This window comes from Verrucomicrobiia bacterium, assembly GCA_023953615.1.
Lineage (GTDB): Bacteria > Verrucomicrobiota > Verrucomicrobiia > Limisphaerales > JADLHS01 > JADLHS01.
Genome location: JAMLJH010000001.1, coordinates 492,809 through 519,228, shown reverse-complemented (window position 1 = coordinate 519,228; position 26,420 = coordinate 492,809). Strand labels below are relative to the sequence as shown.

The 26,420-nt window shown below is 58.3% G+C and carries 20 protein-coding genes; 14 read left to right on the top strand and 6 right to left on the bottom strand.

What is annotated here, in order from left to right; all coding sequences use genetic code 11:
* Positions 1-1,116 (top strand): protein arginine kinase, encoded by a 1,116-nt coding sequence (locus M9920_01990; protein MCO5051058.1) that lies wholly within the window; start codon positions 1-3, stop codon positions 1,114-1,116.
* 15 nt (positions 1,117-1,131) lie between these two features.
* Positions 1,132-3,645: an ATP-dependent Clp protease ATP-binding subunit gene (locus M9920_01985; protein MCO5051057.1), complete on the top strand. Its 2,514-nt coding sequence runs from the start codon at positions 1,132-1,134 to the stop codon at positions 3,643-3,645.
* A gap of 121 nt (positions 3,646-3,766) precedes the next feature.
* On the opposite strand, the gene M9920_01980 is transcribed toward M9920_01985, so the two are convergent.
* Entirely contained in the window at positions 3,767-4,660 is an 894-nt protein-coding gene (locus tag M9920_01980; protein ID MCO5051056.1) for a helix-turn-helix transcriptional regulator, read from the bottom strand.
* Between the two features lie 129 nt (positions 4,661-4,789).
* Here M9920_01980 and M9920_01975 point away from each other — a divergent pair, with 129 nt between their 5' ends.
* From M9920_01975 to ptsP, 3 genes are read left to right on the top strand one after another with little or no spacing between them, the layout of a single operon-like run.
* Positions 4,790-5,869 (top strand): PTS fructose transporter subunit IIC, encoded by a 1,080-nt coding sequence (locus tag M9920_01975; GenBank protein MCO5051055.1) that lies wholly within the window; start codon positions 4,790-4,792, stop codon positions 5,867-5,869.
* Positions 5,870-5,871: 2 nt separating this feature from the next.
* Complete coding sequence (locus M9920_01970) at positions 5,872-6,174, top strand: PTS fructose transporter subunit IIB (protein MCO5051054.1); 303 nt, start codon at positions 5,872-5,874, stop codon at positions 6,172-6,174.
* Positions 6,175-6,180: 6 nt separating this feature from the next.
* Positions 6,181-8,700 carry a phosphoenolpyruvate--protein phosphotransferase gene (gene ptsP / locus M9920_01965; protein ID MCO5051053.1) on the top strand — a complete coding sequence of 840 codons (2,520 nt, stop codon included), beginning with the start codon at positions 6,181-6,183 and terminating at the stop codon, positions 8,698-8,700.
* Between the two features lie 44 nt (positions 8,701-8,744).
* On the opposite strand, the gene M9920_01960 is transcribed toward ptsP, so the two are convergent.
* Together M9920_01960 and M9920_01955 are read right to left on the bottom strand one after the other, a co-directional pair.
* Positions 8,745-9,392, bottom strand: coding sequence for a response regulator transcription factor (locus M9920_01960; GenBank protein ID MCO5051052.1), 648 nt, complete (start codon positions 9,390-9,392; stop codon positions 8,745-8,747).
* An 82-nt stretch (positions 9,393-9,474) separates the two neighbouring features.
* Positions 9,475-12,612, bottom strand: a complete 3,138-nt coding sequence (locus M9920_01955; GenBank protein ID MCO5051051.1) for an ATP-binding protein — start codon at positions 12,610-12,612, stop codon at positions 9,475-9,477.
* 290 nt (positions 12,613-12,902) lie between these two features.
* On the opposite strand from M9920_01955, the gene M9920_01950 reads away from it, so the two are divergent.
* From M9920_01950 to M9920_01920, 7 genes are all read left to right on the top strand, one after another.
* Positions 12,903-13,229 (top strand): hypothetical protein, encoded by a 327-nt coding sequence (locus M9920_01950; protein ID MCO5051050.1) that lies wholly within the window; start codon positions 12,903-12,905, stop codon positions 13,227-13,229.
* Positions 13,230-13,318: 89 nt separating this feature from the next.
* Positions 13,319-14,182: a hypothetical protein gene (locus M9920_01945; GenBank protein MCO5051049.1), complete on the top strand. Its 864-nt coding sequence runs from the start codon at positions 13,319-13,321 to the stop codon at positions 14,180-14,182.
* Between the two features lie 229 nt (positions 14,183-14,411).
* On the top strand, positions 14,412-16,475 hold the full coding sequence (locus M9920_01940) for a hypothetical protein (GenBank protein ID MCO5051048.1): 2,064 nt from the start codon (positions 14,412-14,414) through the stop codon (positions 16,473-16,475).
* Positions 16,476-16,676: 201 nt separating this feature from the next.
* On the top strand, positions 16,677-18,866 hold the full coding sequence (locus M9920_01935; GenBank protein ID MCO5051047.1) for an alpha-L-arabinofuranosidase: 2,190 nt from the start codon (positions 16,677-16,679) through the stop codon (positions 18,864-18,866).
* A 121-nt stretch (positions 18,867-18,987) separates the two neighbouring features.
* Positions 18,988-20,220, top strand: a complete 1,233-nt coding sequence (locus M9920_01930; protein MCO5051046.1) for a hemolysin family protein — start codon at positions 18,988-18,990, stop codon at positions 20,218-20,220.
* On the top strand, positions 20,221-21,210 hold the full coding sequence (locus M9920_01925) for a CNNM domain-containing protein (GenBank protein MCO5051045.1): 990 nt from the start codon (positions 20,221-20,223) through the stop codon (positions 21,208-21,210).
* Positions 21,210-22,547 (top strand): hemolysin family protein, encoded by a 1,338-nt coding sequence (locus M9920_01920; protein MCO5051044.1) that lies wholly within the window; start codon positions 21,210-21,212, stop codon positions 22,545-22,547. The genes M9920_01925 and M9920_01920 overlap by 1 nt, the downstream gene beginning before the upstream one ends.
* Before the next feature lie 57 nt (positions 22,548-22,604).
* Here the strand turns inward: M9920_01920 and M9920_01915 are convergent, their stop codons facing one another.
* Positions 22,605-23,444, bottom strand: a complete 840-nt coding sequence (locus tag M9920_01915) for a carotenoid biosynthesis protein (protein MCO5051043.1) — start codon at positions 23,442-23,444, stop codon at positions 22,605-22,607.
* A gap of 197 nt (positions 23,445-23,641) precedes the next feature.
* Between M9920_01915 and M9920_01910 the strand changes: the two genes are divergently transcribed.
* Entirely contained in the window at positions 23,642-24,088 is a 447-nt protein-coding gene (locus M9920_01910; protein ID MCO5051042.1) for a hypothetical protein, read from the top strand.
* On the opposite strand, the gene M9920_01905 is transcribed toward M9920_01910, so the two are convergent.
* Together M9920_01905 and M9920_01900 are read right to left on the bottom strand one after the other, a co-directional pair.
* Positions 24,085-25,101, bottom strand: coding sequence for a sodium:calcium symporter (locus M9920_01905; protein ID MCO5051041.1), 1,017 nt, complete (start codon positions 25,099-25,101; stop codon positions 24,085-24,087). The genes M9920_01910 and M9920_01905 overlap by 4 nt on opposite strands.
* Positions 25,102-25,207: 106 nt before the next feature.
* Complete coding sequence (locus M9920_01900; protein MCO5051040.1) at positions 25,208-25,576, bottom strand: DUF167 domain-containing protein; 369 nt, start codon at positions 25,574-25,576, stop codon at positions 25,208-25,210.
* A 23-nt stretch (positions 25,577-25,599) separates the two neighbouring features.
* Here M9920_01900 and M9920_01895 point away from each other — a divergent pair, with 23 nt between their 5' ends.
* Positions 25,600-26,382 carry a DUF1080 domain-containing protein gene (locus M9920_01895; protein MCO5051039.1) on the top strand — a complete coding sequence of 261 codons (783 nt, stop codon included), beginning with the start codon at positions 25,600-25,602 and terminating at the stop codon, positions 26,380-26,382.
* Positions 26,383-26,420 lie beyond the last annotated feature (38 nt).

The following is a 26,420-nucleotide window of genomic DNA, read 5'->3' as shown; positions in this document are numbered from 1 at the left end:
ATGAACCTCGACGAGTTTTTAGAGCCAGCCTCGAAAAGCGTCCACCGCAAAGGGCCGCACGACCGGATTGTGTTGTCGAGTCGCGTGCGGCTGGCGCGGAACATTCGGGACGGGGCGTTCCCGGGTTGGGCCAAAAAGCCCGAGCGGATGCGCGTGTTGGAAATCATCCGGCCGGCGATTGAAAGTCTCCCCGAGATGAAGGGCGCGTTTTCCGAAACCATGGACAACCTCGCGCCGCTGGATAAGCAGATTCTGGTGGAGCGGCATCTGGTCAGTCGCGAACACGCCGCCAAGAGCGCCGGGAGCGGGTTGGTGATCAATGTTGGCGAAACCCTGGCGGTCATGATCAACGAAGAGGATCATCTCCGGATTCAGGCGCTGCATCCGGGCTTGCAAATCCGGCAGGCGTGGCAGTTGGTGGACCGATTGGATTCTGAACTGGAAGAGAAGCTGGATTACGCGTTCAGCAACCAACTGGGTTATCTCACCGCCTGTCCAACCAATCTGGGCACGGGAATCCGCGTCAGCGCAATGTTGCATCTGCCGGGATTGGTGCTCGCCGAGCAGATCAATCCGATCATTACCTCGGTGAACAAATTGGGTCTGGCCGTCCGCGGATTGTACGGTGAAGGCACGGAGGCGCTGGGCAATATTTTTCAGGTTTCCAATCAGATGACGCTGGGCGAGTCGGAAACGGACATTGTCGAACGGTTGGAAAAAGTGTTGGCGCAGATTATCGAGCACGAGGAAAACGCGCGGGCAACATTGCTCGAGCGGAAGGCCAAGATGGTCTATAACCACATCGGTCGCGCCTATGGCATTCTGGCCAATGCGCACAGTATTTCCTCAAAAGAAACCATGAATCTGCTGTCGCTGATGCGGTTGGGCGTGGAGTTGCGATTGTTTCCAAGCAGTGCCGGCTTGATCGTGGATGAGTTGTTCATTTTGACGCAACCCGCCCATTTGCAAAAGTCCCATGCGGACAAGCTTTCTGCCGAGGCACGTGACCTGCTTCGAGCGGACATGCTGCGCGAGCAATTGAAACCCGTGAATCGGCCGGTCATCAAGTCAGGCGGGGCAAACGGCGCGGGATTGGACAAGAACGAGAAAGCATAACAACTTGGAGCACCTATGAGCGAAGAAGCCATGAACAATTTCACCCCGCGCGCGCAACAGGTCTTGGCCCTCGCCCGCAAAGAGGCGGATCGGTTCAACCATAACTTTGTCGGCACGGAACACCTGTTGCTGGGCTTGATCAAGTTGGGGCAGGGCGTGGCGGTCAACGTACTGGAGAAGATGGGACTTGATCTGGATACGGTGCGCATGGAGGTCGAGAAACAGGTGGGGACCGGACCGGATCAAAAAATGATCGGGAACATTCCCTATACACCTCGCGTAAAAAAAGTGCTGGCTCTGGCCTCAAAGGAAGCCAAGGCGCTGAACCATACCTACGTCGGCACGGAACATATTTTACTCGGATTATTGCGCGAGGGTGATGGCGTCGCGGCTCGTGTGCTCAAGAATCTCGAGGTGGATATTGAACAAACCCGCCAGGAGATTTTGAAGGAGTTGGATCCGAATTTCACCGGCCAGGATGAATCCGGTCTCGGCGAGGAATCGGAAAAATCTGCGCTGACCACGGGCGGCGCTCCGGAAAAGAAGGGCGAAGTCAAGACGCCCGCGCTCAAGGCGTTCGGGCGCGATTTGACGGAAATCGCCCGCAAGGGCGACATGGATCCGGTCATCGGCCGAAAGGACGAAATTGAGCGCGTGATCCAGATTCTTTGCCGCCGCACCAAGAACAATCCGGTTTTATTGGGAGAAGCTGGCGTGGGCAAGACCGCCATCGTGGAAGGATTGGCGCAGGAAATTGCGCGGGGTAACGTGCCGGAAATTTTACGGGATAAACGGGTGGTGACGCTGGACCTCGCGTTAATGGTCGCCGGCACAAAATATCGCGGCCAGTTCGAGGAGCGCATCAAGGCGGTCATGGACGAAATTCGTCGCGCCAAAAACATCATTCTGTTCATTGACGAATTGCACACAATCGTGGGCGCCGGCTCGGCGGAAGGCACGATGGATGCCTCGAACATCATCAAACCGGCCTTGAGCCGTGGCGAGCTGCAATGCGTCGGAGCCACGACGTTGAACGAGTATCGCAAGTACATCGAGAAGGATGCGGCGTTGGAACGACGCTTCCAATCGGTCAAAGTGGAAGCGCCCTCGGTGGAGGACGCGGTCGAAATTCTGAAAGGTCTGAAGCCGAAGTACGAAGACCATCACAAAGCCGAATTCACGGAGGACGCAGTGACCGCGGCGGTCAAACTTTCCGACCGTTACATCACTGATCGCTTTTTGCCGGACAAGGCCATTGACGTTCTCGACGAGGCCGGCTCGCGCGCGCGCATCAGCACCATGACGCGTCCGCCCGAGGTGAAACATATCGAAACCGAGATCGAAGCCCTCAAGAACCAAAAAGAAAAGGCGATCAAGAATCAGGATTTTGAAGGCGCGGCCAAGGTGCGGGACCAGGAAAAGCAGGCCAAGGAAAAGCTCGAAAAAATTTTGACCGACTGGCGCACGGCGCGGGAAGAGAAACGGGTGGTCGTGGATGAGGAAGACATCTTGACGGTGGTTTCCAAGTGGACTGGCATTCCGTTGAAACGCATGGGCCAGGATGAAATGGCGCGGCTGCTGGCTGTGGAAGACGAGATGGAGAAGGTGGTGATCGGTCAGCGGGAAGGCGTTTCGGCGATTTGCAAAGCGCTCCGCCGTTCACGGGCCGATTTGAAGGACCCGCGCCGACCCATTGGCACGTTCCTGTTGCTGGGACCGACCGGCGTGGGGAAAACATTGCTTGCGCGCACGTTGGCCGAACAGATGTTTGGCGACGGCAAATCCCTCATTCAACTCGACATGAGTGAATACATGGAGAAGTTCAACGTGTCGCGACTGGTTGGTTCGCCTCCGGGTTATGTTGGATATGAGGAAGGCGGTCAGTTAACCGAACAAGTGCGGCGCAAACCGTACTCTGTGGTGTTGTTTGATGAAATTGAAAAAGCGCACCCGGATGTGTGGAACATGCTGTTGCAGATTTTGGAGGAAGGGAAACTGACCGACAGCCTGGGGCGCATTGTCAATTTCCGCAATACGATCATTCTCATGACGTCGAACGTCGGTTCGGACACGATCAAGCGCGGGGCAACGCTGGGCTTCTCACCGGTTTCCGATGAGTTCACGTACGAAAAGATGCGGGAACGCATTCTGGACGAATCCAAGAAGGTTTTCCGACCGGAGTTCCTGAATCGTTTGGACGATGTGATTGTGTTCCGCACGTTGACGCGTCCGGACTTGATTCAAATTCTCGAGCTGGAAATCAGCAAGGTGGCGAAGCGATTGAAAGGGAAGAACCTGAAAATCGAATTGGACGACCCGGCCAAAAATTTCCTGGTGGAGAAAGGTTACGATCCGCAATACGGCGCGCGGCCCATGCGGCGGGCGGTCGAGCGTTATCTCGAAGACCCGTTGGCCGAGGAGATTTTGCGCGGGCATCTGCACGAAGGTGATCCGATCCAGGTCAGCAGCGATAAGGAAAAGCTGACCTTCAATCAGAGCGCGCCGACGGCGGGAGCGCTTTCGAGTTAAGCTGAAATTCTGCCCCGAATCCGTTCAGGCAGCGGCAATTCATTCTCCGTGAGCGAGCCGCTTCGTGGTCGTCACTGCTTGCCACTGGTCATGACGGCCGCGGGTTGCAAGGGCGGTGATTTCAAACGTTGGACGACTCGGAGACAGCGGCAGTTTCATGAGCAAACTTCGCTTGGCTTCCGCGATATTCTGCCGGAGTTACCTTCGCCAACTTTTTGAAGACGCGACAGAAATAGGCCAGATCGCGGTAGCCGCATCGCGCGGCGACTTCGCCGAGTTTCAGATTGTAGGTGCGTAGAAGGTGTTTCGCCCGATCCGCGCGGACGTGCATCAAGTACTGGCTGAAGGTCATGTGACCCTGCACTTGAAAGATGCGGGATAGGTAGTTGGGCGAAATGTTGAAATGTTCGGCGACCGATTCCCGGGTGACTTCGTATTGATAATGGCTTTGTAAATAAACGCAAATTTCCTCCAGCAAGGCCCGGGTCGGACTGAGGGCGTGGGTTTGGGCGACCGGATAGTTCTCGCCCAGGCATAGCAACAAGGCGCGGGACAGGTCGGTAAACGCCGGCGCGGTGCGTTCCGTCATCGGCAGTTCCAACAGGGCTTCCAGAATTTTGGGAATGGGGCCGGTCAACGGTCGCGGGCGGGAGAATTTTTGCGCGGTCAGGCGGGGCGCGCGCGGGTTGCGCGAGCTGACGATGCTGATGCCAATCTGCTTTTTGCCAAATAAAATGGAGAGCAATTGCACCGGCTGTCGCCAGGTGGGCAGATTCCAACCGTTCGGCGGCGCAAAGAGCGCTGTTCCCGGGCGCAGGCGGACGGTGGCGACCTGGTGCTGCGCTTCAATTTGGTTTTCGTAACAGCCACTCAACGGAACTTCCAAGCGGGGAAAGTTGACCACATGGCTCAGCCGCGGTGGTTCGAGTTCGTGGCCGCAAACGTAAACGCGCTGGATGTTTTGGCGGCGCAACAGCGCTTCCGGCCAGGAGGAAATCGGAGGGACCAAACTCATGCGCGGTCGGGGGTGAACTGTTGTCGGGGGAAATGATACTTTAGTTCAATAAAAGTTACATCTTTCCGCTTGTGACCTGGCGCTGCTCCCTTGACTATGGTTTTCCGACAACCGCACACGTCGCGCAAAGTGAAAGAAGCGCTTCGCAAACACAAGCAATACTTGCTGACCGGGGTATCCTACGTGATTCCCTTCATCGCCTGTGGTGGAATTCTCATCGCCGTGGCGATCGCTTACGTGTTTCAGTTTCAACTTCTGGACGCTCAGGGGCGTCCGGATTTTTCCCAGGCGCCGCGCTTGATCCAGGACCTTGCGTTGATTGGAGAAAAATCATTCCAATTGTTCCCGGCGGTACTCGCGGGGTTCATTGCCTACGCCATGGCGGGAAAGCCCGGATTGGTGCCGGGCTTTGTGGGCGGCTTCATCGCGGGATTGCCTCAAGTGGTTGGTGAAAAAAGTGCCAGCGCGGGATTCCTTGGCGCGCTGGTCATTGGTCTGGCCGCCGGTCATGTGGTTAATTGGATCAAAAAACTGCCCGCGCCCAAATTGCTGCGCCCGGTCATGCCCATCATCATCATTCCGATTCTCGCCACCGTCCCGATTGGATTATTGATGTTGGGAATCAACCTGCCCATCGCCAAAACCATGATCGGCTTGGGGAATTTTTTGGAAGGACTGCAAGGCGGATCGCAAGTGGTGTTGGCCATGATCCTGGGCGCAATGATCGCCTTTGACATGGGCGGACCGGTCAACAAAGCGGCCTTCTTTTTTGGCGCGGCCATGATTCAGCAGGGTAATTTCGCGGTGATGGGCGCGTGTGCCGCGGCCATCTGCACCCCGCCATTGGGGTTGGGATTGGCCACCTTGATCAGTCGGCGGCGGTGGGCGGGCGAACAACGCGAGGCGGGTCTGGCCGCGCTCGGGATGGGATTGGTGGGAATCACCGAAGGGGCGATTCCGTTTGCCGCGAGCGATCCGTTTCGCGTCATTCCGTCCATCATGATCGGTTCGATGGTGGCCGCCACGGTGGCGATGTTGAGTGGCGTTGGCGATCATGCGCCGCACGGCGGACCGATTGTGTTGCCCGTGGTGGACAACCGTTTGGCATATATCGTGGCCATTCTGGTCGGCTCGATAGTGACCGCGCTTTGTATCAATACCTTGAAACGGATAACGGAAAAGCCGGTGGAAACTCCGGCAGGAGCTTGAAAATGAAAATTGTTGCAGTTACGGCATGTCCCACGGGCATTGCGCACACTTACATGGCGGCGGAACAACTCGAGCGGACCGCGCGCCAGTTGGGGCACAGCATCAAGGTGGAAACGCAAGGCGCCATGGGAATCGAGAACGAGTTGCAGCCCGAGGAAATCAACGCGGCGGACGCGGTCATTCTGGCCACCGACATTGCGATTGAGAAACCCGAACGCTTTGAGCAGGTTCGCAAAATTGAAGTGTCGGTGCAGTCGGCTTTGAAAAATCCCGAAGCCATTTTTCAGCGGGCGCAAAATCTCTGATTGGTCATGTCCCGCGAAGTCCAGTTCGAATGCGCGTTGCCCAACGGGATTCATGCCCGTCCCGCGAGCGCTTTGGAGGAAGTGACGCGCAATTTCTCGGCGGAAACCAGTCTCATCAATGAACGCACCGGTTACACCGCCAATGCCAAAAGCGTGCTGGCCATCGTCGGCGCGGATATCCGTCAGGGAGATCGCTGTCGCCTGGTGATCGGCGGGCGCGATGCCGATGAGGCCTGGGTGGCGCTCCGCCATTTTTTGCAGCACAAATTTCCGCATTGTGATGTCTCGCTGCCCGGGCCGGTGACGATGTCGGACGAAATAGGCGAACTGCCCCGGTTGTTGCGCCAGGCGGGCGGGCGAATCCACCCGGGAAAACCGGTGGTGAACGGCATCGGTCACGGCCGTTTGCGCCGCGGGCAGGGGTTGCACTTGTCAAAAAACATCCCGCTGCGAAACGGGGTCGACGTGGAGGCTGAGGTTCGGCGGTTAGATGCGGCGCTGGCGGCTTTGGGAGCGGAGTACGAAATCCAACTGCGGCGTCAGGAGGCTTCGCTCGGACGTGATCTGCTGAAAGCGCATCGGGCCATGGCGCGGGATCCGGAATTCTGGGCGTATTTACACGAGTCCATCCGGAAGGATTCCTGTTCCATTGCCGGCGCGGTGTTGGCGACTGAAGCGCATTTTTCCAAACAACTCATTCACACCGGTCAGGCATTGTTGCGCGAACGCGTGCTGGACCTGCACGACGTATGTTTTCAGTTGCTGCAACAAGTCTATGGTTCGGCGGCGGTCAGCGAGCAGTTGAATTTAACCGAGGCCACGATTCTGGTGGCGGAAGCGTTGACGCCGAATCAGTTGTTGAGTCTGGATCGCCGGCACCTGCGCGGATTGATTTTAGGGATGGCCGGCGAAACTTCGCACACGGTCATTCTAGCGCGATCCTTTGGCATTCCGACTTTGACCGGTGTGGTCAGTTTGGGGCAGGAACCGGGCCTCGGCACGGAAGCGATTCTGGATGGCGAATGTGGTTTGCTGGTGACTGAGATCACTGGTGCGGTGCGCCGCTATTATGAATTAGAGCGGCGACGATTGACCGGCCGACAAAGATGGCTGCGGCGTTTTGCGCGCCCGGAATTGCGTTCAACCGATGGCACCACGATCCGGGTTGGCGCCAACATCACCGCCGCCGTGGAAGCCGAGGTGGCTCGCTCGGCTGGAGCGGATGAGATTGGCCTGTTTCGCACGGAAATGCTCTTTCTTGATCGAGCCACGCCGCCGACGGAAGACGAACAGTTCGCTGAATATCAGCGCGCCGTGCGGGCGATGGAGGGGCGTGCCGTGGTCATTCGCACGTTGGACATTGGCGGTGACAAGCCGTTGACTTATCTGAATTTGCCGGTCGAGAGCAATCCGTTCCTGGGCTATCGCGCGGTGCGACTTTATCCCGAGTTTGAAACCCTGTTTCGCACCCAGGTTCGCGCGCTGATTCGCGCTTCGGCGTTCGGTCAGTTGAAATTATTGATTCCCCTGGTGAGCCTGGTGGAGGAGGTGCAATGGGCCCGGCGGATCATTCGCGAGGAACAGGAGCAGTTGCGTTCGGCGGGCGTGCGGTTGGACCCGATGATGTCCATCGGCGCCATGATCGAAGTCCCGGCGGCGGCCTTTTCACTCGATGCGTTGGGACGGGAACTGGATTTTTTCAGCATCGGCTCGAATGATTTGTTGCAATACTTCGCCGCGGCGGATCGCACGGATCAACGGTTGAGCCGGCACTTTGATCCGCTGCACCCCGCGTTTCTTCGCTTGCTGCACCAGATTGCGACCACCGCGCAAGCCGCTGGAAAACCGGTTGGCGTGTGCGGCGAAATGAGCGGCCGGCTCGAATGTGTGCCGCTGTTGATGGGGCTTGGTTTGGAGCGAAGCAGCGTCGCCATCTCGCGGTTGGCCCCGATCAAGGCCGAGGTGACGCAATGGTCGGTCGCCGCGGCCCGCGAGTTGGCCACCCGCGCGCTGGCGTGCGCCACCGCTGCTGAAGTGCGCCGGATTTTGGCGGAAGCCACGACGCGTCGCACGACCAAGTTATTTGGGCCGGATCTGGTGATTGTGGATTCGGACAGCGCCAGCAAGGAAGAGGTGATCAAGGAAGTGACTGACCGGTTGTATGTCACCGGTCGCACGGCGCAACCGCGGTTGGTGGAAGCCGCCTTGTGGCAGCGCGAATCCGTTTACGCCACGGGTTTTGGTCACGGGTTCGCGATTCCACACTGCCAGACGGATTTCGTGCAACTCGATTCGCTGATTCTGGTCAAGCTGCGCGAACCGGTCGAATGGAAAGGCGTGGATGGCGAACCGGTGGGCGTGGTGCTGTTGCTGGTGATGCGCGAAACGGGGACCGCCCGCGAACACTTGAAGATTTTTTCCCAGTTGGCGCGGCGTTTGATGGACGAAAAATTTCGTGAACAGTTGCGTCACGAGAATGATCCCGAAACGCTCTGCTCCATTCTGAAGTGCAGCCTGCGCGAGTGAGCGGTCGGGTTGGCGGCCAGCCCTTGGCGCCGCGTCATCAAGACTTATGCTCCGGCATCGCGGATGGGTAGATGGGCAAATCGCGCCACGGCTTCGGTGCGGGAGCGTACCTGCAGTTTTTCGTAAATGCGGCGGATGTAAGTGTTCACCGTGGGCACCGCGACGTTCAGGTTGTCCGCGATTTCCTTGTATAAAAAACCGCGAGCGAGCAATTGCAGCACCTCGGTTTCCCGCGCGGAAAGTTCCGGCAACGCCGGCTGTGGCGACACGGGGCGATGAAAGGCGCGCACCACCTGGCGCGCGATGTTGGCGGTCATGGGCGAGCCGCCTTGATGCACGTCGCGCAGCGCGGCGATCAAGCCCGCGCGCGGCGTCTGCTTCAGCAGATACCCCGCCGCGCCAGCTTGCAGCGCCTGGAAGATGTGATCCGAATCCTCATACACCGTGAGCATGACGAATTGCGCCTCGGACAACTGTGGTTTGAGCTGGCGCACACATTCCGGTCCGTTCATGCCCGGCAGATTGATATCCATCAAGATGACTTCCGGTCTGGCCTGCGGCAGGTGAGCCACCGCGTCCTCGCCGGAGCCGTGATGACTCACGCACTGGAAGCCTTCGGCGCGGTTGATCCAGTCCACGAGAATTTCGCGCGCTTTCGGATCGTCCTCCACAATGGAAACCTTGATGGCCATTGGTGGATTTATAGCAGGCCGGGGCGCGCGGGTATTGTAGTGCTTTTTCATTACAGGCGAGAAGATGAGGCGCGGGCCGGGATCATTTATCGAGTCTGGTTGTGGCCGCGTGGGCGAGAGGCACATACAGTTCCACGGTCGTGCCGCCGCCGGGCGGACTGTGGATTTGCGCGTGACCATTGATTTGTTGCAACCGGCTTTGAATGCCGGCCAAGCCGTAGCCCGAACTTACCCGATCGCGGTTGGAAGGATGCTTGGCGGAGGCCAGACCCGCGCCGTTATCCATGATTGCAAGCCGCAAACCATCCGGCGGAAGCTCCAATCTCACTCGCACCTCAGTGGCGCCGGAGTGTTTGACGGCATTGTTCAATGCTTCCTTAAACGCCAGAAAAAGATTGTGACGAATCTCCGAACGTACGGTCACTTCCGGAGTTTGCAAAGGCGTGTCCAGGCGACAGCGGATCTGCGCGGCGCTCAAAAAATCGTGCGCGAATCGGGCGACGTAGTTGATCAAGCTGTCCAAGGTGTCGTGGCGGGGGTTCACCGCCCAGACGATTTCGTCCATGGCCCGGGTCAGGTCGCGCGCGGTTTGATAGATTTGGTGCAAACTGGATGTGGCGCGCGCCGCGTCGGGCATATCATCCACCGCCGACTGGCTCAACATTCCGATGCGTGTCAGGCTCGCGCCAAGGTCGTCATGGATGTCCTGGGCGATGCGGGATCGTTCGCGTTCCAATTCACGCTCGCGCGCCATGCGCTCCAAACGGCGACGCAGGCGGCCTCGGGATTCCAGGAAGACCACCGCGACCAGAATCACTGCGGTGGCGCTGAACAGCAGCACTTTGAACCACCAAGTCTGCCAGAAGAATGGCAGCACGCGAATCGCCAGCGTGTCGCCGGCCTCGTTCCACAACCCGTCGCCATTGCGTGCGGCCACGCGAAACACGTATTCGCCCGGAGGCAAAAAACTGAAAGTCACCCGCCGCCGCGTGTGGGCGGGGACCCAATCGGCTTCCACTCCCGAGCCGTCGAGGCGGTATTTGAATTGCACTCGTTCGGGCGCGATGAAACTCAAGCCCGTATATTGCACGTCCAACTGCCGTCGTCCGGGCGGCACGACCACCAACTGACGCGCGGCCACCGCCGCCTTGCCGCCCAGTTGAAAGGATTTCTTCGGAGCGGTTGGTGTCGTGAGTTGGTCGTCAATGGAGACGTCCTCGATCCACACTGCCGGCGGTACCGGATCAGAATGAATGGAAGCGGGAGAGATGGTGGCCATGCCGCGCGTGGTGGGAAACCAGAGTTGTCCCTCGGTGGATCGGAAACCGGACGGAGTGAATCCGCCCGTGCCCGTCAACGTGCTCAAACCTTCGGTGAGACCGAGTGCCAGCGCGGATACGTTATTGCGCCGGCCGGCGGCACATTCGAGCAACTGTTCCTTGTCGAGGCGGAACAGTCCCGCCAATGAATTGAACCAGAGGTGACCCGCGTGATCGTCCGCGATGTGAAAAATGGTGTTTGCGGGCAAACCCTGGCTGCGGTTGATGATGCTAAACCGTCCGTCGCGGTAACCGCCCAGGCCATCATCCAGCGTGCCGATCCAAAGGGTGCCGTCGGTGTCCGCGTACAAGGCGAGAACAAACTTGGCGGGGAAACCTTCCGCAGCTTGGAAAGTTTCCCAATGGTCATCCTTGAGTCGGCCCAGTCCCGCGCCTTGCGCTCCGATCCAAATGGCGCCATCCGGTCCGGGTTCGATCGCCCGAACATCACCCGCCGCCGCGCCGCCCAGTGAAGCGAGCCATTCCAATCGTCCCTGGCGCATCCGGGCCAGGCCGTTGCCCGTCCCCAACCACAAGGTGCCCGATGGGAATTCCGCGAGCGCAGTCACCGGAATGGCCGGAGAAATGAGATTGGTCTGGGCCACGAACGCGTCGTGTTCCAATCGAAACAAACCGCCGCCCCAGGTGCCGGCCCAAATTTGATTCTGGCTGTCGGCCAGCACAGCCCAGGCGTACTGATTTTCCAGGGTGAAATGCGTCCATTGGTTGGTGTGGAGCCGATAGATTCCAGCGCCTTCACTCGCCGCCCAGACGCTGCCGTCGCGCGCTTGCGTGATGGCGTGGACCGGGCGGCCCTCCCAGTTGTCGGGCGGGCTTTGCATGCGCACTTTCCGCTGGCGCAGCACCGCGAGGCCGCCCGCCGTGCCCACCCAGAGGTTCTGCTCGCGATCCTCGATCAGGCTGCAAATCCAATCTTGTGGCAAACCGTGCGTGCGATCCAACCTGCTCCATTGCGCCGTGCCGGGGTCAAAGATGAACAAGCCACGTTGCAATGTGCCGATCAATAATTTCCCCGAGGCGGTTTCGTGCATGGCGGTGACCGAAGCGTTGAGCCAGGAAAGATCACCGTAGTTGGTGGTCCAGGTTTGCCCGTTCCATTGCCGCAGTTGGCCTTCACCAACCACCCACCAGCCGCCGCGACGCGAACGGGTCACGCCCGCGTAGTATGGGTGTTCCGCTGGATCACCGAAATTGATCAGCTGATAGCCGCTCGGACTCAGTCGGGCCAAAACCCCGTTTCTCAGGACGAAAGCCTCGTGCAGTTCGTTGTGAATGGTGCGCGGAGCGACAAAGGGATTTTCGCCCATGGCCGTTGTCGGCTGGATGATGAGGCCGTCCTGGATGCGCTGCGCGGCTCCCGGTTGATTGAGCGCCCAAACCTGTCCGCGTTCGTCCGTGATGAAATCTTGAATCAATGCGCGACTCCAATTGCTCGGCGAGGCCACCGCGCTGAACGTTTCGCCGTTGTAACGTGAGACCGCGCCGGATTCGTGTCCAATCCAGATGGTGCCGTCGGGCGACTCGTACAAGCTGGTGATCTGGCTGTTATCCAAGCCCCTCGTATTTGAGGCGTTGAAGACGCGAAACTGGAGGCCGTCAAATTGCGCGATGCCGTTGTACGTGCCGACCCAGAGGTAGCCGCGTTGCGTTTGCAGCAGCGCGGTGATTTTGTTCTGCGGCAGCCCGTCATCCGTGCGCCAGGTTTGAATGGCGTAGGCGTCGCTCGCCGAAGTCAGCCAGGACACATTCGTTGGCTGCGCAACCATCGGGCTGATCGCGAGCAGCCAGCCGAGATTGCCGATGAATTTCCAACCCCGGAACGCGCCGTGGCGCCGATCCAGCACGAGCCATTTTGGCCTTGAAATCAAACGAGCGATCATGTCGGGGCGGTACGTAATTAAAGCAATTCGCCGGAGCACACAAGCCGACAATACTGGGGCGACACGTTGGCGGTATCGGCGGCTCGGTGGGAATAAGTTCTGGAGGAGCAGCGATCGCGAGTCGGGGGGAACGGTCCATTCCTTTCGCGGTAAAATAGGGGGGTTGGCGCTGCGACTGGGATTCGGTCCTTGTAATTGGTTTTGATGACGTGAGGTTGATCGGCGATGCAGCTAATGTTTGTATAACGCAGGCCGATTGAGATAATCGGCATGGGATTGGCACGCAGTTGATGAAAAGAAAACATGCATGGTTAGGAGTCGGTCTGGTGGCCGGTGGGATGGTCTGGATCACCAGTTGCGGCAAGCATGAGGCGGATGTGCCGACATCAGGGTTGGCTACGCAAGGCGCCTCGGCGGAGGCCGCCAGCACTTATGCGGATGCGAATCTGGCGGAACTGACCCGCGAGGTGCGTCGCTGGATCATCGCCACCAAAAAACGGCCGGGCAGTTTTGAGGAGGTGATGGCTGACGCTCAAATCACCGTGCCGCCGCCACCTCCGGGTAAAAAGTATGCGTTGAGCCGGGAAATGCGGGTGATTTTGGTGGATGAAAAATAATGAGACTCTGGAAATCATACCGAACCGTTCTTGATTTGCACCCGACGGAACGGGCGCGGGCGTCAGCGGTCCGGCCTGCGGCATTTACATTGATTGAGTTACTCGTGGTCATCGCGATTATTGCGATCCTGGCGGCCATGCTGTTGCCGGCGTTAGCCCAGGCCAAAGCCAAGGCGCACCGCATTCAATGCGTGTCGCAACTCAAACAATTAGGCTTGGGCATTCTGTTGTTCACGTTGGATCGCGAGGAGATGTTTCCCCCGGCGGCTTACGAGGCGGCGCGCGGGCAACTCGCCTGGGATACCTACATCTATCAATATCTCGGCGGACGAGCTGCGGAAGCGGATTTGAACCAGGGCATCGTGGACGTGGCGCTGGCGCCAAAAATTGAGCGCTGCCCGGCGGATCGCGGCGCTAAAGTGTGGTGGATAACCGAGACCGCTTCCGGCGTGCGTTCGTATTCCATGAACGCCGCCGGCCCCAATTGGTCGGTGGACTACCAGATCAGCACCCGCAACCAATCGTATCCTCTGCCCCGGGTGAACCGCGGCGTCGGGATTTACTGGCAGGACGCGGGGTTGCCGGCGTCCAACTTGCCGGATTGGAACGCAAAGAGTTACAAGACCTCCGTGGTAAAGGATGCCGCCGGCACCCTCTTGTTGGTGGAACAGGCCAACGGGCAGGGCGCGGTGGGCAACGTCTGGCCCTCCATCAGTCTCGGGCCGAGTCAGAACGGGTCCACGCTGCATCAGATGGACCCGAGCCATCCCTCGCAGGACCCAACGGCGACCGGCGGCGTCAACCAAGGCACCGCTTTGTACAAGGCGCATGGCGAACGATTTAACTACTTGTTCCATGACGGGCACGTCCAGGCCCAAAAAGTGGGGGAGACGATTGGTACCGGAACCTTGAGTGCGCCTCGGGGGATGTGGACCATTGCCACCGGTGATTGAAGCGCCGATCGCCGGGGCGGTTTGGTGATTGATGCTTGTAATGACTTTTAATGACGTGACGTGCGGAGGCGGATGGTTAGGATAACGACGATGAAAGCACCGAGACGGACCAGGATTGAACTGGAGGAGGCCGCGCTAGGAGTTGGCCGCCCGGTTGATGTGGAATGTATTTCGTCGCCGGTAGAACTAATTTTGCGATAAACACTCCGAACCTAATAAACTCAAAATTATGAAAATAAACTCGATCCAACGACGTATCTGTCTTGGTTGGGCTGCGTTGTCCCTGATGGTGGGCGCTGGCCCGGCTTGGGCGCAAATGTCCGTCACCAATGTCATCCAGACGTTCGAGGTGGATGATTCAGCCAACCACTGGGGGAATGAATGGGGTCCCGGGCAATTTGCTTGGGACGGGAATGAAGGCTTGGAACCCGGCGCGTTGTTGATTACGACGGTGTTGACCCAAGGGCAGGATACACCGACCACAGCTTGGATATGCAAATTTGGCAATCCGTGGTGGAATGGCGGTGAAACCCTAAATTTTTCCAGTTACGATAATCTGGAATTCGACCTCAAATGGGATAACACCTCGGATTTAACCATTGGCCAGTTTAATGATTACAGCACCATTGCGCCTGATGCTACGAATCAACTGGGACAGAACATTCTGCAGAGTGGGCAGGGGAGTCTGGGAGGAATCAAGAACTTGGACGTGGCTTTGTGCGGCGGACCCGGCGGACAGTTGGCACCGGTGATTGGGAATATTCCCATCCCTGCGGAAGCGGCGACGGGTTGGGTGCATATCAAGATTCCCATCAATAAATCGCAGAGTCAGATTGACGGTGTTACCGGAATCGTTTTTCACAAGTGGGTCAGTAATAGCGGGGCGATTGAAAATGACGCCCAAGCGCGGTTTTGGATTGATAACGTCATATTAACCGGCACGGAGGCCGAACCGCCGCCGCCCGTGGTGCAGTTGCCTGCGCCAGCGACGAAAGGACTCAACATTTTTACCAGCGCGGGAGGATTGTATGATCGCCAATCGGTGGTGCTTCGTCAGGATTACGGCTTGAGCTGGGTGGGGCAGGCCACCGTGGAGAATCCGGTCACCTATGCGTTTACAATCGCTGGTTACCCCAATTCAGTGGATTGCGAAGCGTGGCTGTTCCTGGTGCCCAATCCGGATTATTTGCATAGCGCGCCGGATTGGAACGCGACCAACTGCGTCAAAATTCGCTTGCAAGGTTCCGCCACCAGCGGGGTGATGCAGTTCCAATACAAAGTCAACGAAGATCACCAACAAGCGATGTATTACGGGGGTGAGGAAACGCGCGGCGCCTACACCAACGCTCCCGGCAGTTGGGATGGAGTCACGCCCAATTATTTGGAATCCGGCTTCCTCGGGCAGGTCGCCAGCGACACGATTCTGGGGCAATGGCAGGTCAAATTTACTTCGGATACCGCCATCACTCTGATCGCTCCCAATGGCGCGACCGCCGAGATGACGTTGCCCGAATACAACGTGGATTACTTTGCCGAACAGACGGCCCCCGGATTTTACGTGTATCTCGGATTGCAGGCGAACAATGCGAATGCCTTCAATCAGGCGCTCGTGATTGCGGATTTCGCCATCACGGGAACCATCAGTCCGTATTCGGAAAATTTCCTGACGGATACTGAACTGGACACCGATTTCACCTGGAACACCTCGGCCTCGCCTTCTCCCAGTGGAGTGTTCTTGATCACGGATCCGGCGGCCAGTTGGGTGACGTGGACGTTGCCCGATCCTGGCTTCAATCTTCAGATTAGCGACAATCTGGCGAACCCAGCGGCCTGGACGGATCCCGCCACCGGGCCGGTCCTTTCAATGAACGGAGTGCGGGCGCAGTTGGTGGCCGGAGACGAGATCCCGACGGGGAACGCCGCGTTCTTCCGATTGATCAAACGGAAGGCCACGCAATTGCAGGTGTTGTTACCGGGTGAAACCAATGCTCCCAACACTCCGACGGGCAAGGCCGGCACGCCGACTCCGGTGTTGTTTGGCGACTTCACCACCGTGACCATCAATGCCGTGGATGACACGTTCCATATCGTTCGGAACGCCACGGGTTCGATTCATCTGACCAGTTCCGATGAGTACGCGGTTTTCCCGGTGGATGCTTCTCTGGTGAATGGCACCTTGGAGCAGGTGATGCAATTCGGCAATGTCGGTACCTGGACAGTGACGGCGACCAATACCTCGTCGGAAACCATGCCGGAAGCGACGAGTTCTGAAGTGAATGTAGTTTGGGAGTGAGGTTGGACTGGGTCGGATTGGATTGAGCTGGAGCCGTCAGATGGACACGGCTCCAGCTTTTCCTTTGAGAACAAGGCTTGTGAGGCGGCGATTTCCGGGAGTCGAGCGGGTCGTGAAAGACGATTGCCAATCAGCCCGGCAGCGGATTCACCTTGACCCCGCCGTCAGTCTTGGCGATTCAGGTCAGGATTTAATCTAAGCGTGATGTTATTCAAACTGGGATACTGGGAGTGGGGCCGCGGCTGGCGCGCGGTCGCAGGAGGTTGGCTCGGGCTGTGGCTGGCGACAGCGACTTTACCCGCTCAATTGCCGTGGCCCATTTACACTGACAGCCTGCTAAACGGATTTCAGGATTGGAGCTGGGCCAGTCGCAGTTTGGATAACTCTTCCCCCGTTCATTCCGGCACATTCTCGATCCGGGTGACGGCGAGCGCATGGCAGGCTGCGTCGTTTTACCATTCGGACTATCATCTCAACGGTTACACGCATTTTTCATTTTGGGCGCATGGCGGAACGGCCGGAGGGCAGCAGTTGCAGGTTTATTTTAGTTATTCCGATGACTCGAATGGGCCGGCGGTCACGCTTCCGAGTCCGTTGCCCGCGAACGCCTGGCAGCAGTATCGGATTCCCCTAAGTTCACTCGGCGTCGTCAACGCCACCAATTTGCATCGGATCAACCTGCAACTTACGGCGGCGGGTGCGAACGGAACATTTTACCTCGACGACGTTCAATTTGACCCGGAGCCGGTGCCCGAGCAGGTCAACATCAACGTCGAGGCCACCCCAACGATCCGCACCATTGACGCGCGGCACTTTGGCGTGAACCTCACCATGTGGGACCAGTATTTCGATCCGCCTTACGCCACCACCACCACGGCGCTGTTACAAGAAATGGGCGCAACCGCAGTGCGAATGCCCGGCGGTTCACTTTCCGATGAGTATCATTGGGCTGCCAATGTCACGTTGAACAACACCTGGCAGTGGGCGGCCTCTTTTGCGGACATGGTTCACGTCACCACCAATGTCGGCGCCCAGGCTTTTGTCGTGGTGAATTATGGCAGTGGCACTCCCGAGGAGGCCGCCGCCTGGGTGCGCCATGCCAACGTAACGAATCATCTCGGTTTCAAGTATTGGGAAATTGGCAACGAATGTTTTGGCACTTGGGAAACGGATACGAATGTTCCCGCCCATCACGCTTACACCTACGCTGTGCGCGCCGCTCAATACCTGGCGCAAATGCGCGCTGCGGATCCGGCCATCAAAATTGGCGTGGTCGCGGTGCCGGGCGAGGATGCTTCCGCCAATGGATATTCAGATCATCCCGCGTTGAATCCGCGCACCGGAAAGACGCATAACGGTTGGACGCCCGTCATGTTGACCACCCTGAAGTCCCTCGGCGCGACGCCGGACTTTTTGATCCATCATCATTATCCGGAGTGGACCGATGCGAATAATCCGGGCAACTCTTCGGTGAGCGACGTGACGCTCCTGCAATCCACGGGAAACTGGCAGGCGGACGCCGCCGATCTGCGGCAACAAATTCAGGATTATTTCGGCAGCGGTGGTGACAATATCGAGCTGGTCGTCACCGAGAATAACAGCGATTCCGGTGCGCAAGGTCGCCAATCCACCAGTCTGGTCAATGGCTTGTATTACGCCGATAGTTTGGGGCGTTTGCTGCAAACCGAATTTCAAGGTTTTGTCTGGTGGTGTCTGCGGAACGGCACGGATCACGGTGGAAATTTTGACAGTTCCCTGTATGGATGGCGCGACTATGGCGATCTTGGTTTCGTGAATGGTGTGAGCCAACGGCACCCCACTTTTTACGCGGCCAAATTGATGCGGCTGTGGGCGGAACCAGGCGATCACCTGGTAAGCGCGAACAGCGATTATCCCTGGCTCGCCGCTTATGCGGTCAGGCGGGAGAATGGGTCGTTGACCTTGCTCGTGTTGAACAAATCACTGGCCGCGGATTTGACCGGCAACATTTCACTGGCGGGTTACGACCCGGCGAGTACCGCCACGGTACGGTTCTATGGCATTCCCAATGACGAAGCGGCGCGCACGAACGCTCCGATGGCGCAACAGGATCTCACGACGAATCTGCTTGCCAGTGTCGGCACTAGTTTTACGCATGAGTTTCCCCGGCTCTCGCTGACTTTGTTCACGTTCACGCCCGCCGCTCCGCGACTCGAGATCGTTCCGCCGGCTGCCGGCGCGTTTCGCTTCCAGTTGCATGGGCAGCCGGGCGCGAGCTACGTCATTCAGACTTCGACCAATTTGAATCATTGGACGGATCAATCCACCAATCAGCTTACCGGCGCTACATTGGAATTCACCAACGCAATCACGCCAGCGCAACAATACTGGCGTGCCTATTGGCGGCCGTAATCTGAGGCGGGCCGGTTCTCCTGCCTTCGCGGACCGGCTTTTTTCAGTTGAACCGGCTGCCTGGCGCGATCGGTCGGACTTTCAACTTCCAACAACGGCTTGATTTTTCCATGCTTTCGGTGTGGAAGCCGCAGAGTTTGTTGCCTTGCTGATCATCCTGGGTTGGACCGGGATGGGCTGCTTCTTTGCCTTGGCGGAAACGTCGCTTTTCTCGCTCAACAAATGGCAGGTGCGGTCGCTTACCGAACAAAAAGGCCGCCGGGGCGCGCAGGTCGCGCAATTGTTGGAGCACCCGCAGGATTTGCTGGCGACGATGGTGTTGGGCAATACCTTTGCCAATGCGGCCATTCTGGCCATCGGCATTTGGCTGGGGTTGACCGGAAGCTGGCCGTTGTGGCTGGCTTTGGGCGTGGTTTTGGTGCTGGTCTTGTTCGTGGGCGAAGTCGTGCCGAAAATCCTCGCGGTGCATCGGCCGGAAGTTTGGGCATGCCGCGTGGCCGCACCGTTGTTACTGGTGCAACGGCTCACGCAACCGCTGAACCGGGTGGCTCAATTTGTGGATCGGGCCATCATCAAATGGATGGTGCCGCGGCACGTCAAGCCGCAGCTTACCCTGACGGATGGAGATTATCAGGAGCTGGTGGATTTTGCCTTTCAACAGGGGAATCTGGCCCGCTCCGCCCGCGACATCATTCTGCAGATCGTCAATCTGGATCGGCACACGGTGAAAGACGTGATGCAACCGCGCACGCGGCTGGCGGCGATTCCGGATGATCTTTCGATTGAAGAAATGGTGGAGGCCGCGCGCCGTTTTCATCATCGGCGGCTGCTGATCTACGATGAGTCGCCCGATACCATCGTTGGCATTTTGAATACGCGGACGTTGCTGCTGGACCCGAATGCGGACCTTGCGGACGCGATTGAATTTCCCTCGTTCGTGCCCGAGACCATGAACTTGTTGCAATTGTTCAAGAGTTTGCAACGGCAGGGCCGCGGCATGGCGGTGGTCGTGGATGAGTTTGGCAGCGTCGCGGGCGTGGTGACCATGAGCGACATTCTGGCGGAGCTGGTGGGCAAGTTTTATCGCGAGGTCGAGACGCCGGGCTTTGTCATGGAGAAACTCGGCCCGGGTCGCTGGCGGGTGAATGGCACGATGCGCATGGATGACTTTCGGCGGGAATGTCCGTCGCTGCCCGATGTGCCCGGCTTGGAAACCATGGGCGGATGGTTGGTGCATTTGCGGGAGGTGGTACCGACCGTTGGGGAATCAGTGGTGGTTCGCGGGCTTAAATTGACGGCCCGGGCGGTGGAGGATCGGCGCGTGCGCGAACTCCTCGTCGAGCAATTGAAATAAATGGAAACCAACTTTCTCATCTTTATTGGTCTGGGGGTTTGTCTGGGAATTTCGTTTCTCCTTTCCGGCATGGAAGCCGGGGTGTTTGCGCTGAGCCGTTTGCGGGTGCGTCGCCTGACGCGTACCGGGGATGCCTCGGCGCGATTACTGCACCAATTTTTGGAAAACCCGGAGAACTTTCTCTGGACCATCGTGGTGGGTAATACGCTGTTCAACTTCGTTGCCCTGGGCAGTTTTTTTGCGGTTTTGCATGGACGTGTGCCGCTGCGGTCCGGTTGGTTTTGGTTGTGGTTTCTCGTGGCGGTGCTGGTGTTCTACACCTGCTTCGATTTGCTGCCCAAGATGCTGTTCGGCCTTTATCCCAACCGCCTCTGTTTATGGCTGGCTCGACCGTTCCGCCTGCTGCACATCGGGTTGCGTCCGCTGGTGGTGCTGGTGGAATGGGTGGCGCATCAGTTGTTGCGATGGACCGGCGGACGCCGATTTTCCCGCAGGCTTTTTGGCAATCGCGAAGAACTGCGCGCGGCCACCCAGGAATCGGGCCAGGTTTTTACCTCGGACGAGCGGGTGATGATTTTGCGCGTGCTGGATTTGGAAAATGTCGCCGTGCGGCAAGTCATGCGGCCGTTGTCGGAGGCGGTGAGTATTTCGGCCACCGACACGGTGGTCGTGGCGCTGGCGGCTTCGCGGACCAGTGGGTTCACCCGCTTCCCGGTCTGGCAGGAACAGGATGGACGTCGGCGCGTCGCGGGCGTGGTGAGTGTGGATGATCTGATTTATCACACGGATCTCGATGAGCAAATGCCGGTCGGCGCGTTGCTTACTCCCGGACTGTTTTTGCCGGAGGACATTCGCCTGGACGTCGCGCTCGAACGAATGCAACGCGGCGGTCAGCGGCTGGCCATCGTGCTGGGGCCGGACGGTCGGGAAACGGGGATTGTGGGACTGGACAATATTCTGAAAACCATTTTTGGCGAGGTGCAGTTCTGATGAGTGGCGAATTATTCATGGCCATTGCGTTGAAGCTGCTGGCCGTGGTGTTTCTGGTTTTTCTGAACGGCTTTTTCGTCGCGACGGAATTTGCGCTGGTCAAGGTGCGGGCGACGCAGATTGAGCCGCTGGCCGCGCAGGGAAACCGGCGCGCCCGGATGGCGTTGCATCTGGCGCGGCATCTCGATGAGTATTTAAGCGCCTGCCAATTGGGCATCACGCTGGCGAGTCTTGGTCTCGGCTGGATTGGCGAACCGGTGTTCGCGGAATTGTTGCGGCCAATCTTCCAACTGCTCGAGTTGCAAAGCGCCGAGCTGCAGCAGACGATCTCGGTGGTGGTCGGGTTCAGCGTCATTACGTTTTTGCACATTGTCGTGGGTGAAATGGCGCCGAAATCCATGGCCATTCGCCTGGCGTTGCCGACCGCGTTGTGGGTGGCGTATCCGATGCGCTGGTTTTATCTGGCGATGTATCCGTTCATTTGGTTGTTGAACGAAAGCGCGCTGTTGTTGTTGCGCAGCGTTGGGTTGCAGCCGGCGCACGAAAGCGAGGGCGTGCAAACGGAAGACGAGTTGCGACTGGTAATCGCCTCGGCGCAACGGCAAACCGGTGCGTCCCCATTCAGCCGGGCCATTCTGCAAAACGCGATTGATTTACGCCATCGGGTGGCGCGCGACGTAATGCGGCCGCGCAAGGAAATCACGGCGTTGGACACGCAGGCGACCATTGCGGAGTGCCTCGGCGTGGCGGAAAAATCACGCTACTCGCGCTTTCCATTATGCGAAGCCGGCAACCTGGATCGCACCTGGGGCGCGGTCCACATCAAGGATTTATATGCTGCCCGCATCAAGGCGCACACCGGAGCGGATTTGCGCTCCGTGGCGCGCAAGATCGTTTATATCCCGGAAACGGCGCGTCTGGAGCGGGTGCTGCAGTTGTTTCAAGAGCGTAAATTGCATCTGGCCATCGTGGTGGATGAATACGGCGGCACCCTCGGTTTGGTGACGATGGAGAACATCGTCGAGGAGTTGATTGGCCAGATTCAGGATGAGTTCGATCAGGAGAAACCGTTGTTGGTGGCGGTCGCGGACAATGAATGGGAAGCGGACGGAACGTTGCCGTTGCACGAGCTGGAAGAATTGGTCGGCTGCGATCTGCAAACCGAAGGCATTACCACGACCAGTGGTTGGGTGACGCACAAGCTGGCCGGGTTTCCCAAGGTGGGAGATCGCTTGAGCGCGGGGAATTGCCATTTGCGCGTGGAAGAAATGAACGGCACCCTCGTCAGCCGGTTGCGCATCACCCGACCTCCGGTGGCGGCTGCGCCTGAGATTTGAATGGTGCGGCGCGGCGCGATTTTGCGTTCGGTCGAATCGGGAGAGAATTTGCCGCCGTCACCAACGGGCGCCGCGAATGGCGAAGTAAGTGGAAATCGTCAGCACCAAAACGTCAAAGACCAGCGCCGCCCAGAGTTTTCCCGCCACCGCCCCGATTGCCCCCAAGCTGAGCAACAGCCCCCAGATCAGCAGCGATTGATAGTTCGGCGGCAGTTTGCGCGTACGGGAGCCGCGACTGATCAGCAACGGAGTGACAAACGCCAGCAGCAGCAAAGTGGTCAAAGCCCAGCCCAGCGCATTCGACCACGGCATGTTATACCAGGTGAAGGGAAACCGGGTGGGCAACCAGAGCCAGTAATGCCCGGTGTGAGTGGCAAATGGATCGAGGGCGACCGCCAGCAAAGTGACCAGTCCAGTCGTGAGGCCAATCACCCAAAAGCCGTAAGTTTTCGTTTTGCGCCACGGGCGTAAGATGAGCCGACTCACGCCACGGGTGTTTAGAACGACGATGATCCACAACCACGGCATGGCCCAGCTTATTTTCTCCACGATCTTTGGTCCGCTGTCTTCTGTGAAAACGATCGGGCCGAAGGGCAGGTTCGTTGTCGCTCCGACCCAATGCGTTGCGCCGCCGCCCAGGCCAATGATGATGGCGGCCAGGATGACCTTCAGCCCGGAACTATGATGTGCCTGCGTGAGCATCGTGCCCAACGCGGCAGTAATGAGAAATAAACCGCAGCTCCAACCGTTGCGCTCCACCAGGGTTCCGGAAGATAAAATTTGCCAGACCAGCACGAGAAAGCTCCCCAACATCAGAGCGGTCGCCGTCCAGGCAACGATTTGATTCAACCGCTGTTCGAAGGGTTTGGCGCTCGAAGCGGGCGGGCGAGGCAGCATGAATTTCGGCGGCATTGGCAGTCCGAGCGTAAACCAATTCCGCTTGAAGCGAAGCTCAAAAATGGACACTCAACCCGGGTAATAAGGCTGCAAAAACCCCGTCCGCACGCGATTTACGCAGGATTTCGAGCCGAAAGCGCGCCTAAATTAAATTCGCGGCGCTGGCACTGAATTTGTTCCAGTCCGGGCTTGGCGCAATGAACAATTCACTGAATTTGGATGACATGATGACGGCGGTCCGTTTTTGCGCGGCACAAATGGATTCGCAATATGGGGATACGGTCTTTGACGAATGGGTCGTCATTTCTCTGTCTCAACCTAACCCGCGAATTCTGCATTACTTCGGCCCGCGCCATTACGAATTCCGCCAGAACTTTTTGCGCGACCTGGGCTCGCTCCGGGACGCATTGTTCAGTGGCCGCCATCGGCCGGGGGATTTTGAATTTGAACGGCACGGCCGCGGTACTTGTTTCGAGGCGTTCATGGCCCTGGGGCGCGGCGTTTATTTGATTTGTAACAACACCCGCGCTTCGATGGAGGACATCGCCCGAAATCCCCGTTGGTTGAGCGCGCAGGTGCCGTTCGCGGATCTGAGCGAAAAGATTTGCGCCGCGACGGAAGCCCCCCGGAGTTGCGCGGTTTAATTCAAGTGCCCCAACTTCAGAAAATAGCCGTACGCCAGGATGAGGGCGAACCCCGTCCAGCGCGGTAATCGCCCGAACACCCCGATAAAAAACAATTGCGCCACGGTGACGCCCGCCAACAGATACATGCTCGACATGAAGACGGGCGGCAGGGCCAACGGTTGGTAAAGAGCGTAAATGCCGACGCACAACGGAATGCAAATGTGGCCGTCACCGATCTGTGAAGTGAAGACCACTTCCGGCTTGCGGCGCCAACCGTAATACAGCGCGAGGAACGCGTTCGGCAGCACCGTCAGCCATCCGGTGAGCCAGCCCAGGTTTTCGCGACTGATGAAACCAGTGGGCCGGGTGTTCAACCAATTCACCAGTCCCTCCAGGCTGACGTAGGAAGCGTACGTGGCAAGGCCGAGCAACCCGAGTTCCAGACCCGCCGACCAGGTAAGGGTTTTAGTGGGGCTGCCGGCTTGTTGTTTCAAAACTTCAAACACATGAAAGCTTTGCCAGAACAGAAACAAGCCCACGAGTACCAGACCGTCATTGAACGTGAGGCGACCGTCGCGCCCCAACGCCCAGGTTGCTCCGGTAAAAAACAAAAGCGCGAGCAACGTCAATAACACCGACAACCGATTGATCTCCGCAGTGACTTTGCCCGGATCGTGTTTTCGCTTCGATTTGCGTTTGCGTGAGCTGGAGCCGTTGGCGGACACCGCCGGCCATAACAGTATGGGCAGGCCGATCAACAGCGTCATGTTGGTGAGGTTGTTGACCAGCGCATTGGTCATTACTTCCGCGCCGGGACCGTGATTTTTCGCGATGATGAAGGTGAACAGCAGATTTCCGGCGCCCGAGCAATATGGCATGATCAACGTGCCGAGCACCGTCCCCTCAAAGCCGTTGGCGCTGAGCGCTTCCAATCGCCAGATCATCAAAAGTGAAGCGGCGATGAAGATGCCCAGAAACCACCACGGAGCGTATGCACCGGTTGGTTCAAGTTGCTGTGGCCAAAGATTCAAGGCTTGCGGAGTAAAACAAGTGGCCGGGGTTGCGCCAAGTCTGATTCAACTTGTGATTCAACTTGATTCCGACAAGGCGTCGCGCGTGGAGGCACCGACGGTCGGGTTAATTCCGTAGCGGCGGAATGGGAAGCCGTTGTGTCGCTTCGGTCGCCGTGATTCCGTAAATTTTCACCACCTTGAGCCGGGCGGTGTGTCCGCGAAGTAATTCGATTTTGCCGCGCGGCCAATCCAGCGCTTCTGCCAATAATCGCAACAGTGCTTCATTCGCGGCGGCGTCCACCGGAGGGGCGGTTACGCGGATGCGCAGTTCAGCGCCGGGGTTCGGGACAATTTCATTTTTGGAGGCGCGAGGTTGCAACCGGATGGTCAGCGTGCAGCCATCCGGGTGCGCCGTCAGAAACATGGGCGTGGAACTGGGCGGTGCGGCTGGCGCGGATGGCGGTCTAAAATTGCTGTTCTTCGGCTGGCGCATGAGGCGATAATTCGCTACGAGTGATGGCTGCAATGAACCGCAATTATTTTATGATGGGAGCGTTGGCGCTGGCAATACTGAGTGGTTGCGCGCGTCAGCGTTACACGACGCCGCCGGTTTATCCCGGCGAACCCCGCGCGCTATTGCCCGAGGTCACGACCCCGCCGCCTGAAGCCGGGCTGCTTAGTCTGGCGGCGACACAACCGCTCGCACCGTTCGGTCCCGGTGATTGGCGTGATCTTTTTGACGGACGCAACTTCACGGGTTGGCGGCAAACGGAGTTTGATGAAGGAGGCCGCGTTTACCTCACCAACGGCTTGATGGTGCTGGAGCGTGGCACGCCGTTCGTGGGGGTGAATGCGACGAATCCAATTCCCCAGATCAATTACGAAGTGGCTTTTGATGCGATGCGGGTGGCCGGGGAAGATTTTTTCTGCGGCCTGACGTTTCCGATTCATGACATGCACTGCAGCTGGATCGTCGGCGGCTGGGGCGGCGGCATCGTCGGCCTCTCCAATGTGGATGGCAACAACGCTTCTGAGAATGAGACGACCAAATACATCAGCTTCGAAACCGGGCGTTGGTATCGCCTTCGCTTGCGGGTGACCGAACAGAAAATCGAAGCCTGGGTCGAGCAGAAAAAGGTGGTGGACCTGCCGATTGCCGGGCGTGGCTTCGAAGTGCGCTTTGGCGAAATCATGCTCTCCAAACCGTTCGGCTTGTGTTCCTGGGACACCAGCGCCGCCTATCGCGCCATTAAAATTCGGGACGTAAGCGTCGCCGACGCACCCATGCGCGGGCAGTGAAATGATTGTTTGCGGCGGCGGCGGGTGGTTAATGCCCT

Coding starts and splice junctions, on each gene's coding strand:
- M9920_01915 (MCO5051043.1), bottom strand. CDS start 23,444: ATGCTGCCTCGCCCGCCCGCTTCGAGCGCCAAACCCTTCGAACAGCGG.
- M9920_01925 (MCO5051045.1), top strand. CDS start 20,221: ATGGAAACCAACTTTCTCATCTTTATTGGTCTGGGGGTTTGTCTGGGA.
- M9920_01950 (MCO5051050.1), top strand. CDS start 12,903: ATGAAAAGAAAACATGCATGGTTAGGAGTCGGTCTGGTGGCCGGTGGG.
- M9920_01940 (MCO5051048.1), top strand. CDS start 14,412: ATGAAAATAAACTCGATCCAACGACGTATCTGTCTTGGTTGGGCTGCG.
- M9920_01900 (MCO5051040.1), bottom strand. CDS start 25,576: ATGCGCCAGCCGAAGAACAGCAATTTTAGACCGCCATCCGCGCCAGCC.
- M9920_01920 (MCO5051044.1), top strand. CDS start 21,210: ATGAGTGGCGAATTATTCATGGCCATTGCGTTGAAGCTGCTGGCCGTG.
- M9920_01895 (MCO5051039.1), top strand. CDS start 25,600: ATGGCTGCAATGAACCGCAATTATTTTATGATGGGAGCGTTGGCGCTG.
- M9920_01980 (MCO5051056.1), bottom strand. CDS start 4,660: ATGAGTTTGGTCCCTCCGATTTCCTCCTGGCCGGAAGCGCTGTTGCGC.
- ptsP (MCO5051053.1), top strand. CDS start 6,181: ATGTCCCGCGAAGTCCAGTTCGAATGCGCGTTGCCCAACGGGATTCAT.
- M9920_01960 (MCO5051052.1), bottom strand. CDS start 9,392: ATGGCCATCAAGGTTTCCATTGTGGAGGACGATCCGAAAGCGCGCGAA.
- M9920_01910 (MCO5051042.1), top strand. CDS start 23,642: ATGAACAATTCACTGAATTTGGATGACATGATGACGGCGGTCCGTTTT.
- M9920_01955 (MCO5051051.1), bottom strand. CDS start 12,612: ATGATCGCTCGTTTGATTTCAAGGCCAAAATGGCTCGTGCTGGATCGG.
- M9920_01970 (MCO5051054.1), top strand. CDS start 5,872: ATGAAAATTGTTGCAGTTACGGCATGTCCCACGGGCATTGCGCACACT.
- M9920_01985 (MCO5051057.1), top strand. CDS start 1,132: ATGAGCGAAGAAGCCATGAACAATTTCACCCCGCGCGCGCAACAGGTC.
- M9920_01990 (MCO5051058.1), top strand. CDS start 1: ATGAACCTCGACGAGTTTTTAGAGCCAGCCTCGAAAAGCGTCCACCGC.